This window comes from Nissabacter sp. SGAir0207 (assembly GCF_005491205.1).
Taxonomy (GTDB): Bacteria; Pseudomonadota; Gammaproteobacteria; order Enterobacterales; family Enterobacteriaceae; genus Chimaeribacter.
In genome coordinates this window covers 39043-54198 of sequence record NZ_CP028038.1, presented here as the reverse complement: position 1 = coordinate 54198, position 15156 = coordinate 39043, and the positions used below count along the sequence as shown (strand labels likewise).

General features: G+C 47.2%; 11 protein-coding genes and 1 pseudogene. 10 read left to right on the top strand and 2 right to left on the bottom strand.

Annotated elements, in window-relative coordinates; genetic code table 11:
• The first annotated feature begins 2 nt into the window (after positions 1 to 2).
• The 5 genes from C1N62_RS21165 (at position 3) to C1N62_RS21145 (ending at position 4965) form a co-directional block, all read left to right on the top strand.
• Positions 3 to 3095 carry an efflux RND transporter permease subunit gene (locus C1N62_RS21165; protein WP_137765724.1) on the top strand — a complete coding sequence of 1031 codons (3093 nt, stop codon included), beginning with the start codon at positions 3 to 5 and terminating at the stop codon, positions 3093 to 3095.
• A 50-nt stretch (positions 3096 to 3145) separates the two neighbouring features.
• The gene (locus C1N62_RS21160) at positions 3146 to 3547 is read left to right on the top strand and encodes a helix-turn-helix transcriptional regulator (RefSeq protein ID WP_137765723.1); all 402 of its coding nucleotides are present in this window, start codon (positions 3146 to 3148) and stop codon (positions 3545 to 3547) included.
• A 219-nt stretch (positions 3548 to 3766) separates the two neighbouring features.
• Positions 3767 to 3976 carry a hypothetical protein gene (locus C1N62_RS21155; RefSeq protein WP_137765722.1) on the top strand — a complete coding sequence of 70 codons (210 nt, stop codon included), beginning with the start codon at positions 3767 to 3769 and terminating at the stop codon, positions 3974 to 3976.
• Positions 3977 to 4002: 26 nt separating this feature from the next.
• Positions 4003 to 4605 (top strand): hypothetical protein, encoded by a 603-nt coding sequence (locus C1N62_RS21150; RefSeq protein ID WP_137765721.1) that lies wholly within the window; start codon positions 4003 to 4005, stop codon positions 4603 to 4605.
• Positions 4606 to 4632: 27 nt separating this feature from the next.
• Entirely contained in the window at positions 4633 to 4965 is a 333-nt protein-coding gene (locus tag C1N62_RS21145) for a multidrug efflux SMR transporter (protein ID WP_137765720.1), read from the top strand.
• 49 nt (positions 4966 to 5014) lie between these two features.
• Here C1N62_RS21145 and C1N62_RS21140 read toward each other — a convergent pair whose 3' ends face one another.
• Positions 5015 to 6097, bottom strand: coding sequence for a porin (locus C1N62_RS21140; RefSeq protein ID WP_137765719.1), 1083 nt, complete (start codon positions 6095 to 6097; stop codon positions 5015 to 5017).
• Between the two features lie 386 nt (positions 6098 to 6483).
• Here C1N62_RS21140 and C1N62_RS21135 point away from each other — a divergent pair, with 386 nt between their 5' ends.
• The 3 genes from C1N62_RS21135 to C1N62_RS21125 all read left to right on the top strand — a co-directional run bounded on the left by C1N62_RS21135 (position 6484) and on the right by C1N62_RS21125 (position 8421).
• The gene (locus C1N62_RS21135; protein ID WP_137765718.1) at positions 6484 to 6750 is read left to right on the top strand and encodes a hypothetical protein; all 267 of its coding nucleotides are present in this window, start codon (positions 6484 to 6486) and stop codon (positions 6748 to 6750) included.
• A gap of 43 nt (positions 6751 to 6793) precedes the next feature.
• On the top strand, positions 6794 to 7720 hold the full coding sequence (locus tag C1N62_RS21130) for a Kdo(2)-lipid IV(A) acyltransferase (RefSeq protein WP_137765717.1): 927 nt from the start codon (positions 6794 to 6796) through the stop codon (positions 7718 to 7720).
• 68 nt (positions 7721 to 7788) lie between these two features.
• Positions 7789 to 8421 carry a GNAT family N-acetyltransferase gene (locus C1N62_RS21125; RefSeq protein ID WP_137765716.1) on the top strand — a complete coding sequence of 211 codons (633 nt, stop codon included), beginning with the start codon at positions 7789 to 7791 and terminating at the stop codon, positions 8419 to 8421.
• An 80-nt stretch (positions 8422 to 8501) separates the two neighbouring features.
• Here the strand turns inward: C1N62_RS21125 and C1N62_RS21120 are convergent.
• A pseudogene (locus tag C1N62_RS21120) lies at positions 8502 to 10933 on the bottom strand (membrane-bound PQQ-dependent dehydrogenase, glucose/quinate/shikimate family).
• Between the two features lie 742 nt (positions 10934 to 11675).
• Here C1N62_RS21120 and C1N62_RS21115 point away from each other — a divergent pair.
• Together C1N62_RS21115 and C1N62_RS21110 are read left to right on the top strand one after the other, a co-directional pair.
• Complete coding sequence (locus C1N62_RS21115) at positions 11676 to 12401, top strand: GntR family transcriptional regulator (RefSeq protein ID WP_137765715.1); 726 nt, start codon at positions 11676 to 11678, stop codon at positions 12399 to 12401.
• A 97-nt stretch (positions 12402 to 12498) separates the two neighbouring features.
• Positions 12499 to 15126: a UxaA family hydrolase gene (locus tag C1N62_RS21110; RefSeq protein WP_137765714.1), complete on the top strand. Its 2628-nt coding sequence runs from the start codon at positions 12499 to 12501 to the stop codon at positions 15124 to 15126.
• Positions 15127 to 15156 lie beyond the last annotated feature (30 nt).

Sequence of the window (15156 nt, the reverse complement as noted above, 5' to 3'; positions counted from 1 at the left end):
CGATGCCTAATTTTTTCATACAACGTCCGGTCTTTGCCTGGGTCGTTGCTATTTTTATTGTACTGGCAGGCGCCATTGCTATTCCCAAGCTCCCGATTGCCCGCTATCCATCAATAGCACCACCCTCTGTCAGTATCTCAGTCAATTACCCGGGTTCTACACCGCAGGCTATGAATGAGAGCGTCATTTCTCTGATTGAACGTGAACTTTCAGGCGTTAAAAATTTACTTTATTTCGAGTCATCAAGTGACACCAGCGGAACGGGAACAATAACCGCAACATTCGAAAATGGCACTGATCCTGAGCTCGCGCAGGTTGACCTTCAAAACAAAATAAAAGTGATTGAATCCAGATTGCCTGAAACGGTGCGGCAAAACGGTCTCAACGTAGAAGCCACGTCATCAAGCTTTTTGATGGTGGTGGGTCTGACGTCTGAGGGGGATAAATACAACTCGGCAGATCTAAGCGATTACTTCACACGTAATCTCAGGGAAGAGCTAAAGCGTATCCCGGGCGTGGGTAAAATTCAGGTATTTGGTGCTGAAAAAGCGATGCGGGTCTGGATTAATCCAGTCAGACTTATCAAATATGGCCTGAGTATGGACGATGTTCAGCAGGCCATTACCGCGCAGAACAGCCTTGTCACTCCAGGGCGATTGGGAGATGAACCTGCCAAAAAAGGACAGCAGGTCAGCTATCAATTAACGATCCGCGGGCAGTTGCAGTCCGTTGATGAGTTCAGAGATATCATCCTCAAAACTAACACCGATGGATCACGTGTGCTGCTGTCTGACGTGGCAAAAGTAGAGATAGGGTCTGAAAGCTATAGTTTCAGCACGCGCGAAAATGGAGAATCTTCAACGGCGGCAGGCATTCAACTTGCCCCGGGTGCTAATGCTCTTAAAACCGCGGAGGCAGTTAAGGCCAGGCTTGCCGAACTCAAATCAACAATGCCTGAAGGAATGCAATATACCGTTCCTTTCGATACGTCGCCCTTTGTAAAAATCTCGGTAGAGAAAGTTCTTCACACGTTTATCGAAGCAATGATCCTTGTGTTCATCGTGATGTATCTTTTTCTGCAGAATGTCAGGTACACCTTCATTCCGGCGATAGTGGCCCCTATAGCGCTTTTGGGCACTTTTACCGTTATGCTCATTGCAGGTTATTCAATCAATGTCCTGACTATGTTCGGCATGGTTTTGGCAATTGGGATCATCGTTGATGACGCCATTGTTGTCGTAGAGAACGTTGAAAGAATAATGGCGGAAGAAGGTCTGTCTCCGAAAGACGCGACAGAAAAAGCCATGAAGGAAATAACCGGAGCTGTCATAGGCATTACCCTGGTGCTTTGTGCCGTGTTTATACCAATGGGACTGGCCAGCGGATCCGTGGGGGAGATTTACAGGCAATTTACCCTTTCGATGGCTGTTTCAATCCTTATTTCAGCCTTCCTTGCGCTTAGCCTGACTCCTGCGCTGTGCGCAACTCTGCTAAAACCAGTGTCGCAGCATGGTTCGCATAAACGTGGCTTCTTTGGGTGGTTTAACAGATCTTTCGATAAGCTGACCGGACGTTATGAAAATGGCGTAACGAAGCTTCTTAAAAGAACAGCCCGCAGCTTTATCGTTTACGCAGCGCTTTGTGTCGCGCTGGTTTTAGGTCTTAATCAACTGCCGACATCTTTCTTGCCCGAAGAAGATCAGGGTTACTTCATAACCTCATTTGAGCTTCCCTCTGCGGCCACTGCAGAGAGAACCTTGTCGACAGTAAAAACCTTTGAGCAAGAGGTGATGCACAGACCGGCCACTAAGGGAAATATATCGATCCTCGGGTTCAGTTTTGCAGGGTCTGGCCCGAACTCTGCCATGGCATTTACCATGCTTAAAGACTGGGACAATCGCGGAGATGCAACCTCCTCATCCGAGGCTGAGGCTTTACAGGAACAAATGTCAAAGCATCCTGATGGTACTACCATGAGTCTGCTGCCTCCGGCTATAGATGAACTCGGTAACTCCTCAGGGTTCACTCTTCGATTGCAGGACAGATCAAATCAGGGTTATGAAGCTCTTTCAAAAGCTCGCGATAAGCTTTTACAACTCGCTGCAGAAAACAAAGCCCTTCAGGGAGTCTACGTTGATGGTTTGCCTGACGGGCAAATGGTTGATGTCCGGATAGACAGAAAAAAAGCGTTGATTATGGGCGTTCCTTACTCAAACATAACTGAGATTATCTCCGGCCTACTGGGTTCATCCTACGTTAATGATTATCCGAATAAGGGCCGTTTGCAGCAGGTTATCATCCAGGCCGATGCAGATTTCAGGATGCAGTTGCAGGACATTTCTAAGCTCTATGTTCGTAACAGTGAAGGTGGCATGGTGCCGCTATCAGAGTTTGTATCATTCTCCTGGGTAACGTCTCCCGTTCAGATGGTCCGCTATCAGGGATATCCTGCGTTGAAGATCAGCGGATATCCCGCTGAAGGATATTCTACAGGCGATGCTATGGCAGCAATGGAGTCGATCGCCGCAGAACTGCCGAAAGGATTTGCAGTGGAATGGACGCAATTGTCTTTACAGGAAAAACAGTCAGCTTCGGAAGCATCAATGCTCATGATGTTGTCAGTGCTGGTTATTTTCCTTGTTCTGGCTGCCTTGTACAACAGTTGGTCAGTGCCTTTTGCAGTTATGATGGTTGTCCCACTGGGACTTATCGGAGCGGTAGGCGCTGTTATTCTTCGTGAAATGCCTAATGACGTTTTCTTTAAAGTCGGAATGATAACCATCATGGGATTGTCAGCTAAGAATGCAATTCTGATTGTTGAATTCGCAAAACAACTGCATGAACAAGGTCAGTCAATTACTCAAGCGATCGTTGAAGCCGCTAAAATGCGTTTAAGGCCCATATTAATGACTTCGTTTGCATTTACATTAGGTGTAGTGCCGCTTGTGATTGCTTCTGGCGCCAGTTCAGAAACGCAACGCTCAATCGGAACTGGTGTGTTTGGTGGCATGTTAACAGGTACGTTTTTCGCAATATTTTTTGTTCCTGTTTTCTATTTCTCGGTTATGAATCTCGTGAAAAGATTCAAAAAGTAATGAATGCAGGTGGCTAAATAGCCACCTGTTTTTTTTAAAAAGGTATTGATATGAGTCTAAGAAAGTCTGTACTTAAAAAGATAATTGAAGCTGTTGATACTTTTTCACTAGACGGCTACAGGCTTGACGACATAGCGGAATTCTCAGGTTATTCGAAGTGGCATTTACAGAGAATATTCAAGGAACATACAGGGATAAGTCTTGGCGAGTATATCAAGCACAGGAAAATGCATGCCAGTGCGCACGACCTGTTAGATAAAGACAACACGATTTTGTTTGTAGCCTTACTGTATGGTTATGAGTCGCAGCAAACCTATACCAGAGCCTTCAAACGTTACTTTGGTATCTCACCTGGTTGGTTCAGAAACATGAATTCATCTGACCGGTATAAATTGTTAAAAGAGTATAAAGTCCCAAGGATAAATAATGACGCGCAGAAATTGATGGCGTAAGAGGTTTATTCGACTATCGATTTTTCTGGATTTGATTTCGATTGTCTCTGTTAGTGTTCTTATTACGACTAATATGTAATTTTTTGGCGCTTATGTTGAGGTTGTGTGGATTCCCGGATTTATTCGGAACGTTGGTTTATCAAATTGATTATAATTGGTAGTCAGGTTGGAGATGAATAATCTTTTACCCGGACTGGCAATTTCCCTAAAGAGGATAATATGATTGACAAATTGATTTTATCTTTTTTATCTGAAAAGGGTTTGAGCATTGTTATGGATGCTGCATTTTTTCTGCTCAGCATAGCAATGATTAAATTTGGCAGTAAGCCTGTTTCAGTAGTCGGTGTGATTGTCATCGCCTTTCTACTTATGAAGTTCACCATTCAAATAATTGAATGGCATTTTTTATCTAGAACCAAAAGATTTTGACTGGGCTGGAAGGAAAATAATTTTATATGAATATTGTGTCAAATATGAACTTCAGCCAAATTGAGGTATTTAAAGAAGTTTATAAAAAGGTGTATGAAAAAAGCCATATGCCCGATTTAGATGAAATAATCGAACAAATTGTATCTGGGGAGTTGTTATCATTTTTAATCCATGATAATGGCAGAAGTAGAGGCCTTTGCTTAGTGTATGAGCATAATGCTTTTTACTACCTTTACAATATAGGTTTTATACCTGGCTTTGTAAATAAAGCTGGAATGACGATAGCGCTTCGTGATGTCAGTAAATTGCTAAAGGATAAACCTCTAGTTGCAGCCCTTCCTCGTGAAGGTGAGCGATTCGACAACAATGCGTCAAGGATTGTAAATAAAGAAATTTACAAGATGTCTGGTTTCAGTTCATCTGGCCTGGAATTAAGGTACAGCGAGATCACCTTCGACGTTTTGACAAATAGCTGCCTTTTTGACGAAGAGAAATTTAAAGATTTCTTTATTTCCCATTATGAAGGAGAGTTGCAAGAGGAACGTTTGGATTTATATCAGATTTTTTCATGCAATGATAAAGAGGTGGTGACCTCAGGCATATCTGAGAGAAAGGTTTTCAGTATTTAAATACATTAATTACTAAGGAGATTTTTTATGCAAGGCTACATTTTCTTGTGTCTAGCCATCATTGCTGAAGTTGTAGCGACAACGTCCCTTAAAGCCGTTTCAGGCCTTACAAAGCCTATCCCTGTCGCTCTCGTAATACTGGGGTATGGTACAGCCATTTGGTTACTTTCGATAGTCGTTCAAACTATTCCGGTGGGCGTTGCCTACGCTACCTGGGCAGGCTTAGGGATTGTGTTAGTAGCTATCGCTTCCTATTTTGTCTATGGACAGAAGCTTGATGTCTTTGCGGTAGGTGGTATGGCATTCATCCTTGTCGGTGTCATCATGATGCAAGCTCTATCTGATACGGTAGGCCGATAAATGTTTGGGCAAAGAAAAAAAGGCCTGAAACAGGCCTTTTTTTTATATTTTAGAACTGGTAAGTCAGGCCTAAACCAGTCTGGTCATCGTGAGCGATACCCAATACGTTATCTTTGTTAACGCGATTCAGCTTATAATCCACGTATACAGACATATTTTTGTTGAAATAGTAGCTCAAAGAGAAATCCCAATAATTCAGAAGATCCTGATCGCCTACAACTTCGATATCTTTTCCTTTTGAACGGAAATAGCCAACGCCTGGGACGATGCCGTTTTCAAACGTGTAACGTGCTACCAGTTCAAGGTTCTCAGATTTATTTGCGTATCCCAAAGACCGAATTGGCGTGAGGTTGTGTGCCTGAGCATAGGTTGCTGCAAGATACAGACTGCCATCATCGTATTTTAGACCGCCAGCCCAGATATCTGCGCGCTTTCCTTCACCAAAGAAGAGGCTGTTCTGAGCATCGGTACGTTTGGAACTCGCATATGCTCCCAGCACCGTGATGTCATAGCCAATGTCATATGAAACAGACGCACCATATCCGTCACCGTTTGAACGCATGATGTCGCGGTTAGCACCATTGTTAGTGTTAGCGCTGTTTTCACCCTGGTACTGGAGTGCAAAGTTGAGGCCATCCACTGCGCCAAAGAAGTTGCGGTTACGGTAGGTGAGGAAACCATTGCCACGGCCGGTCAGGAAGTTATCAGTATTACTAAAAGTCTGATCATCGAAAATCACAGGTGTATCTGTAACTGAGGCGACGTCAAATACGACACCGAAATTACGACCATAATCTAAAGAGCCGTAGTTACCCCACTTAAGTCCTGCAAATCCAAGACGGGTTTTGTTGCCCTTTTGAGCATCGCTACCGCCTTCTGAATTATTCGCCTGAACGTTGTACTCCCACTGACCATACCCGGTCAGTTCATTGGAAATCTGTGTTTCGCCTTTAAAACCAAAACGAACGTAAGTGTTGTCTCCATCTACACTTTCGTTCTGGCTGAAATAATGGCGAGCGACAGCTTTACCGTATACATCGAGCTTGTTGCCATCTTTATTATAAATTTCTGCAGCGTTAGCTGAGTTAAGGGAAGTCAGTGCTACCAGTGCAGCTATGAGTTTTATTTTCATGATTCTTCTCTAAAATTAAGGTTTGCCTCTGCTTCACTCAAAGGAACTTAAATTCCCAGATTCAAATAAGTTCAAATGAATGCTGGCTTAACTATTAACAAATCATAATCTCGCAAACAATAGCTTAATTGAGTGGCATTCCTTGCTATGGCGCGCCATGGCAGTGCATATGATTGCTTTTGTTTCATTTTGAAGCATTAAGTGCTACGTCATGGCTCTGAGGTAGTAAGATAAATTAAAACATGGACTTTTTACATTTAAATGTCATGCGGGAAAAGTATTGAAACATTCTGAAATTAGTGTTGCGATTAGATGGATTTGCGTGGGTTTAAGCTAGTTCTGCATGCGTCCAGAGATATAATAGGATGTAAAACGGGAGGTAGAATATGACTTTATTTTCATCAGCAAGTTCAACTGAAGATCTGATCAAAAATCATTTCAATACGCAAAATGCGTCGCCTTCATCTGTCGATGAGGCTGTGGGCTCTGCTTTTGTCACAATGATCACTAGTGGCATAATGCCTAATAAAAAGAATACGATCAGTATTCTTGAGGCACTAAGAAAAAATGCATCTGATGAAGAAACCAAAATGATCTATCAGCTCTTAATCGTAAGTGTGAAATCTCCCAAATCCTGGAGTTTAAAAAAATAACTTTTAGCATTGAATTAATTAATGCCCATGCACGGATAATAACATGAAAAAGATACCTTCATTCTCAATTAAGCTACTCTCACCACGTTACTGGCTGGGGTGGATTGCAATTATTATTTTATGGATTTTCGTTCTGCTACCTTACCCACTAATTGAAAAGATTGGGAAATCATTTGGGCGAGCATCTATGATGTTTTTAAGAAAACGAAGAAAAGTTGCTGAAAGAAATCTTCAATTATGTTTTCCTCACCTGACATCTTTTGAAAGAAATGATCTATTGATCAGTAATTTTGAATCTGTAGGAATGGGAATCATGGAGACGGGTATGGCATGGTTTTGGCCAGACTGGCGTGTGCGTAAGTGGTTTTCAATTACCGGATATGAACACATGCAAAACGCTTTGGACTCAAAGAAAGGTGTTTTGCTAATAGGGATGCACTTTTTGACACTGGAACTTGGAGCCAGAATTTTCGGGATTTTGAATTCCGGAATCGGAGTATATCGGCCTAACAATAATGCTCTTCTGGACTGGTTGCAGACATGGGGACGAATGCGGTCCAATAAAACTATGCTTGATCGTAGTGATCTGAAAGGTATGTTAAAAAGTTTAAGCAGGGGTGAAATTCTTTGGTATGCACCTGATCATGATTACGGTCCGAAAAATAGCGTGTTTGCACCCTTCTTTGCTGTAAAGCAAGCTGCGACAACAACTGGAAGCTATATGTTGATTCGCAGTACACAACCTGCCGTTATACCCTTTGTACCCAGACGTCGTCATGATGGCGGAGGTTATGAATTAATCATCATGCCAGACATTTCCGCTAACATGCCCATCCACAGTAAGCAGGAGACAGCTGCTTATATCAACAAAAGCATTGAGGACGCAGTATTACTTTCCCCAGATCAATATATGTGGTTGCACAGAAGATTTAAAACGCGTCCAGAGGGGGTACATGAACGTTACAAGTAACCGTGTGCAATTAACTAATAATTTACTATCTACCTCCGAATTATTACTAAATATAATTAGGTATTCTAATGCAATTATCTTTTCAGCCTTTCGATACGAAATATTATAATCAAATTCTAACCATTATTATTGACACTTGGGGTTTTGAATCATGGGTACCTGAGGGATATGCATATTTGATGGCTGAGTACTTTCTTGCTGATATGTTATCCGAGTCTTCAAATGTAACTCTTGCGTTAAAAGATGATGAGGTTGTCGGCATTTCAGGGTGTAGTCTCGTCAATGATGCTAACTCAAAATCATTTTTACGTAAAAAGCAAATTTTATCGCTAATGTCATTTATTTCTGACGATAACGCACATTCTCATATATTCAGGCAGTTTATGAAAACAAGAGTTCTTAGTGAGAATATGCTACTGGCTGCAGATGTGACATTTGAGGCTGTAGTTAATGTGCTGGTGGTTAAAACTGGTAATAAAGGCTGTGGCATTGGTTCCAAACTGTACAATCTAATGATTTCTTATTTTAAACAAAATAGCGTGCAGTCATTTTATTTATTTTCAGACAGTGCGTCTGATATTTCATTTTATGAAAGAAAAGGTCTGAAACGCGTATTTTCAGGTGTTTTCGACTGGGGAAGCAACGACCCAGATAATAGTGAAAAATACTATTTGTATGCAGGTAAGGTGGAGGAACTATAACAATCAAGAAGGTGGGATTGTGGTTAATTAGAATGCAACCGCCAATCATGATGAATGACGGTTGCAAGACTTAGCTAATATCAGGGTAGTTTGTAGGCAATGACATAGTCTCCCCGGTCTGGGGAATTTCTCGCACCGCCCGCAGAGATAAGCAGGTACTGCTTGCCATCCACCGGTGACTTATAGCTGATTGGCGTGCCCTGGCTGCCCACCGGCAGGCGTGCTTTCCACACTTCTTTACCGGTTGAAGTATCGAAGCCGCGCAGATAGTAGTCCTGCGTTGAGGCGATAAACACTAAACCGCCCTGAGTCGCGAGCGTACCGCCAATGGTTGGCATACCAATTGGCATCGGCAGGCCGATTTTCACGCCGAAGGGACCGGTATCCTGTACGGTACCGACGGGCACCTGCCAGGCAATTTTCTGCGTTTTCAAGTCAACCGCGGTCAGCGTGCCGAACGGTGGCTTCTGGCAAGGGATCTCCAGCGGTGACATAAAGCGCACTTTGGCATTAATGGCATACGGCGTCCCTGCTAACGGCAGGGGACGGCTGATTGCCGCGGCTTCGTTGCCATCATTTTTCGCGCCCTGAATCTCCGGTGATGCCGGAATCAACTGCACTTCCAGACCCACGCGCATATCGTTAATAAACAGGTATTGATTGACGGGATCAATCGACAGTCCCCCCAGTTCATGCCACCCAGCGAGCCCGGCAGGTTAAGTGAAGCGTCGGTACCTGGCGGGGTGAAGAGTCCGTTGTATCGTTTCGATTTAAACTGAATACGACACATCAGCTGATCGAACGGCGTGGCGCCCCACATATCCGACTCTTTTAATACATCAGCGCCAATGGTTGGCATGCCGACAGAGAAGGGTTGCGTCGGGGAGTAATTCTCATCTGGGATCTGACCCTGAGTCACCGGGCGCTCTTCTACTTTGGTCAACGGTTTACCAGTGGCGCGATCCAGTACAAAAAGCTGGCCCGATTTGGTGCCGAAGATTAATGCCGGTGTTGTTTTGCCATCAGGCCCTGGGAAATCAGAGAAAGAGGGCTGCATCGGCACATCAAAGTCCCACAGATCGTTATGAACCGTCTGATAAACCCATTTCACCCGGCCGGTACTGGCATCGACGGCCACCATCGATGCGCCAAACTTGCGATCCAGCGGGTTGTGTTTCACGCCCCATAAATCGACCGCCGCGCTGCCGGTTGGCATATAAACGGTGTTTGAATGGCTATCGTAGGACATCGGCGCCCACACGTTGGGTGTCGAGCGTGCGTAAGTCTGACCCTCGGCGGGCGCCTGTTTCTTTTCAGGGTTGCCTGGATCAAACGCCCAGCGCAGTTGGCCGGTGATCACATCAAATCCGCGCACCACTCCGCCTGGCATATCGGTCGCCACATTATCCGCGACGCGACCGCCAATGACCACGGTCGTCCCCGCCAGCGTTGGCGCAGAGGTAGGATAGTATTCGCCTTTGTCCGCGCCCTTGCCCATATGGTCGCTCAGGCTGACACGGCCGTTATTGCCGAAGTCATGGCAGAACTCACCGGTATCCGCATCCAGCGCAATCAGTTCTGGCGTCACGCTGTTCATCAGAATACGACGCTGGCACTGTGCATTTGCTGCAACGGACACGGTTTTCACCGGTGTGGAATCCGGTAAATCAGGCTGCTGCAACGGTGCCTGGGCATCGAAGTAGGCCAATCCGCGACAACGCATCCATTTTTTCTGCTTAGCGTTGATTTCCGTTTTCCACAGCTCTTTGCCTGTGGTGGCATCAACAGCAATCACGTTGTTGTGCGGGGTACATAAATAGAGGCGATTGCCGATTTGCAAAGGCGTCTGCTGATCTTCCGCTCCGCCGCCGTTCGGGCTGACCGGGATATCCCCGGTGCGGTAGGTCCATGCAACCTGCAGGTCCTTCACATTGTCGCGGGTGATTTGATCCAGTGCGACAAAGCGCGTACCGCCCGACGTGTTGCCATAATGGTCCCAGTTGACCTGTTCTTCACCGGGCTTTACTTTCGTTAAGGGAAGGGAGATATCTTCAGAAGCACTTACAGGGTCGTGAGGCACAAACATGCCACCTATAAAGGCGATGAAGATGATGGACAGAAGCGCTGAAATGGAACCAGCCAGTTTCCAGTTTGGCTTCCTACCGGTTTTGGTGAGCAGTGCAGGTATGGAAAGGGCAACAAGTATTCCAAATCCAATGAACGTCAGGAGTCGAGAGACAAGAGGCCAGAAATCGAATCCACTATCGGCAATGGCCCAGATGAAAGTTGATACAAGCAATATCCCGTAGATAATAGCGCCACTTAAGCGCTTGCGCGCGAGTTGCACGCCCGAAATGATCAGTCCAATACCCGCAATCAGAAAGTAAAAGCTTCCGTCAAGGTTTACTAGCACCCAGCCATAATAAGTTAGAAAACATCCCATTAATGTTATAACCGAGCCCAGAAGCCACAGAGTCATAGTGGATATTTTAAAGTGTTGTTTATCAACCATATAATTCCCAGAATTCAGTGATTTAACGCATTTTCATATTTGTGAATGCACACATAATTTTTAAGGTTATCTTCAGGCCTTAAAAAACACAGGTAGGATATATTTGAAAATAAAATAATAAAATATGTAATGAACAGAGAAGGATTGAAAATTTCCTTTTTTAATATTGAATTAACTTATAAATCTGGCTTTTCATGTCAGGTTGTTTTTTATGTGTAGATTGCGTGTAGAAAATGCCCCGTGTTTAGGCAGTTATTCCTGCACATGCCTTTATGTTTCTAATATTGATACAGTCTGCTTGAAGTGGCAGGGTACTCAGTAAGTCCACTGTACACATAAACAACTCCATGTCATTCATGTCATAAATTATTAAAACCCAGCCAGGAAGTGGCCGTTACCGTGTAAGGCAACCACCTCCAATGATCACTCAAGCCTTTTGTGTCCCTTTTTAGACACCTGAAGGGTGTGAACTCAATGGCACATTTTTTACAGTTCTCCTCTCTGACTCATGCTGACGTTAAGCCCTCATTAAAATCCACATCGATGCAATCCTTTAAATTCATACACTGCATACAGTTTCCAATCTCACGCTGTTCCGAACTCATAATGAAACTTAAAGCTATGGCCCGATCACATATTTCTGCATACAGATAGCGGTTTTGTTGTCGTTTATCACAGTTCAAGACCTCATTATTGACGTGTTTTTAACTTAACTGTATTCAGTTTAAGTATTGAACGGGAGATGACGATGATCGATTCAGATGAAAAGCCTAATGAGTTAGTGGAGTACGCTCGCGATCGGCTTCGTAAAGCGATTCTGACTAACCAGCTTAAAGCCTTAGACAGTTTCAGCCAGGTGCAGTTGGCGCGCGAGCTGGGAATCAGTCGCACGCCATTACGCGAAGCGGTGCGACTGCTGGAATATGAGGGGCTGACCACGGTGCAGTTTAATCGTCGCGTGACGGTCGCGGGATTGACGGCTGAAGATCTCGACTCTCTGTATGCACAACGCATCATGCTGGAAGCGCTGGCACTGCATACCCGCATCACGGCGATGGATGAAGAATTTCTCAGCAACTCGTGCGCCACGCTGCTGGAGATGCGCACGGCGGAAGACGCGCACGATGTTGAAACCTGGTCACGTCTGCATCGCATCTTTCATCTCGGGCTGGTGCTGGGGACTAGCCGCCGGATTGATTTGCAGATAACCCATCTGTTCGATCATGCCGAACGCTATCGTCGCTTCTATCTGGGGGATTCAAACGAACACTGGAACAAAGGCGCTGAAGACCATCTGGCGCTGCAGCAAGCCTGCGAAGCGGGCGACCGCGCGGCAGCGGTGCGCAGGCTGATGGAACATTACGCCAGCACGGCACTGGGGGTGTTGCATGAGATTGACCCGCACTATGTTCCAGCCTTGATCAACGGCTCGTGCATGATGGTGCGAGGATTAATTTTCCTTGATTAATCCTGCGCTGCCGCAGCGGTAAAAATAACTATACCAACGTGCTTCTCAGATTTAGTGGTTCTGTGGAAAGCCTTCAGGAACAACCTAAGGTGCTGCCATGACTTCTCAATATTTACTGGCCTCAGCCAATGACAATGTCGCTATCGTTACCCGCAACCTTGCTAAAGGGGAATCAATCGCGCTGGATGGGCAGGCGCTGCTTAACCGGCAGCGTATTCTGCCGGGGCATCGTCTGTGTGTGAAACCTATTGCCGAGGGAGAAGCGTTAATTAGCTGGGACTTGCCTTTTGGCACGGCGCTGCGTGACATCCAGCCTGGCGACTATATCTGTAACCAGTTCGCTAAAGATGTGCTGCGTATTCGCCATCCCGAGGATTATGACAGCAGCCTGGTCGTCAACTTCAGCGACCGCGACACGGTCAGCGAGCAAATCCTGCCGGATCGTCCGCAGTTTGGCCGCAATCAGGTCGATTTTGTGGATGAGGCCGGTTTTGACGGCGTATTCCGTGGCGACCAGCGTGGCTGGGGAACGCGCAATTATCTGGTGCTGATTGGCGTCACTTCACAAGCGCGCGCCGCAGTGTTAGCGGCGTGCAAACAGTTGCAGCCACGCTGGCCTGCCAGCGGCGCGTTCGACGGGGTGGTCGCCATTGTGCACACCGAAGGTGGCGGGCTGCATCAACCGAACAATCGGGCGCTGCTGCTGCGCACTCTGGCGGGATTCGCCACCAACCCGAACGTTGGCGCGGCTATTTTGGTTAACGCGGCGGATTCCCGCATCGATTTTGCCGAGATCGAGCAGGCGCTGGCATCGCGCGATTTGCCCGCTGCTGAATATCGCGTGGACTTTCATCAGCTGCTGCCGGGTGAAGCGATAACCGAACTGGTGGCGCAGGCAGAAGCGCTGATCCCCGAGGTGCAGGCATGTCAGCGCCGTCGCGCACCGTTAAGCGGACTGCGCCTTGGATTGCAATGCGGCGGTTCGGATGCTTTTTCCGGCGTGACGGCCAATCAGGTGCTGGGCCGCTGCGTGCAGCAGCTGATTCGCTGTGGCGGCAGCGCCAATCTGGCCGAAACCGATGAACTGATTGGCGCGGAGCAGTATGTGTTGCAACGGGTCGCCAGTCAGCAGGTGTTTGACCGCTGGCTGGCAATGCAGCAGCGCTTTAAGGATTACGCGGCGGCGCATGGTCATACCGCTGAGGGCAATGTGTCCGGCGGTAATCTCTATCGCGGTTTGTACAACATCACGCTGAAATCGATTGGTGCTGCGCGTAAAAAAGATCCCGCCACCTATATCGATCACATTATTGAGTACGGCGAACCGATGCATCAGCCTGGCTATTACTTTATGGATAGCCCTGGCAACGATCTCGAAAGTATTGCCGGCCAGGTCGCGGCGGGCGCTAATCTGATTCTGTTTACCACCGGCAACGGCTCAATCACCAACTTTCCGTTTGTCCCGACGCTGAAAATCGTCACCACGCACGAACGTTTCCAGTTGCTGGAAAGCGACATGGATTTTGACGCCGGGCAGGTGCTGAGCGGGGAATCCTTCGATCACTCCGCCGATCGCCTGTTTTCGCTGCTACGCCAGACGGCATCCGGCCAGCGTTCGAAAGGCGAATATACCGGCCAATATCAGACGCAGATCTGGCGCGATGCCTATTTCCCCACCAGCTTTAATGCCGCACAGGCTAACGGACAAGTCGGGTTTGGCAGCGGTGCGCCACTGGTTCCCGCCAATCAGAATGCTCTGGCGCAGCAAGTCACGGGCCGCAGCGTGGCGTCGGTGGCGATGATTTTGCCCACCAGCCTCTGCTCGGGCCAGGTGGCTGAACAGATTGCCTATCAGCTTAACCATCAACGCCGTGTCGCCAGCGAGGTTGTGGCGTTGCCGCACACCGAAGGCTGCGCCGTTTCGGGTGGCGATGCGGAGGTGATTTTCTGCAATACCTTAATTGGTTATGCCACCCATCCGCTGGTTCACTCATGTGTGTTCCTTGAGCATGGTTGCGAGAAAACCCATAACGATTTCTTCCGCCAGAAACTGGTTGAACGCGGTGTCGATAGCAGCCTGTTTGCCTGGGCCAGCATTCAGCAGGAAGGCGGCATACAGCGCGTCACTCAGCACGTGATGCAGGCGGTTGAGCATGCGCCACAGCAGCACGCCAGCCAGGCCTCTCCGCTGCTGATCGGCTTTGCTTCTCAGCTCATTAAACTCAATGATAACCAGGCTAAGGTGCTGTCGAAGCTGTTTACTCAGTTGCTAGCCAGAGGTGTAGGCGTGGTGATCGCCGCGGGCGATGCGCTATTACAGCATCCCGCGTTTTTAGCCGAGACGGGTGCGTTAACCTTTGCACCCACCGTGGCCTATTCCGGTGCGATCCATCAGGCCGGGCTGCATGTGATGGACACCAGCAGCAGCGACTGGCTTGAAATTGCCACCGGCCTCGGCGCCACCGGCTGCCGCGCGTTAATCGCGCTCTCGGCCAGAACGCCGCTGCAACCTCATCGTTTTATTCCCACTCTGCAACTCTGCGCCAGTGAACAGCTAATTGCGGGTGCGGCTCCCCATTTTGATTGCGTTCTGAGTGAACAAGCGCTGCCGCAGCTGCTTGAGCAGATCGCCGGCTGTCTGGCCGGTAGCTGGCTTCCGCAGCAGCGCCCGGCAGCGAATGTCGGATTCCAAATCTCACGCGGACGTTACGGCGTTTCGCTCTGACTTAACCCAGCTGCACCACATCAGCGACCT